Source organism: Thiohalocapsa marina, from assembly GCF_008632335.1.
In the GTDB taxonomy this organism is placed as follows: domain Bacteria; phylum Pseudomonadota; class Gammaproteobacteria; order Chromatiales; family Chromatiaceae; genus Thiohalocapsa; species Thiohalocapsa marina.
On sequence record NZ_VWXX01000094.1, the window covers coordinates 1 to 451 of the forward strand.

Genomic DNA, 451 nt, shown 5'->3' on the forward strand with positions numbered 1-451 from the left:
CTTCACTCATGGCAGTCACCTCAAGTTAGGATGGTATCGAGTTCACGTCCGGACGGCTCGGAGCATCGGGCCGGCCAACCCCGGGGACAAGGGTTACCCGAAGTTCTCCGTGGAAATGCCGAACCGCTGCGTCACCACTCCCTCAACGCACCCCGTCGCAACGGCAATCACCCACAACCGCCGTGCGCTCGTTGAGCAGGGCGTGGCGCATCAGACGGGCATAGTCCTGCGTCCCGCGCCGGTACAACCCCAGGCACGCGGTCTCCGCCGCCGCCAGTGCCCGCGCCGAGAGCGCATCCTCCAGTAACGCCGCCAGGTGCCCGTGGTCCGCCTCATCCAGCCGCTCGCCCCGGTGCAGCTTGGCCTGCAACGCCTGCACCCGCGGCCCGTGCTCACGGGCAAAGCGTGCCTGCAAGTGCTGGCTGTTGGCGCACACCGCCGCTGCGTTCAT

1 protein-coding gene is annotated in these 451 nt (G+C 67.8%); it reads right to left on the bottom strand.

The features are described 5' to 3' along the window. Positions 1-142 precede the first annotated feature (142 nt). A partial coding sequence (locus F2Q65_RS19595) for a hypothetical protein (protein ID WP_170265822.1) occupies positions 143-451 on the bottom strand: 309 nt, incomplete at its 5' end.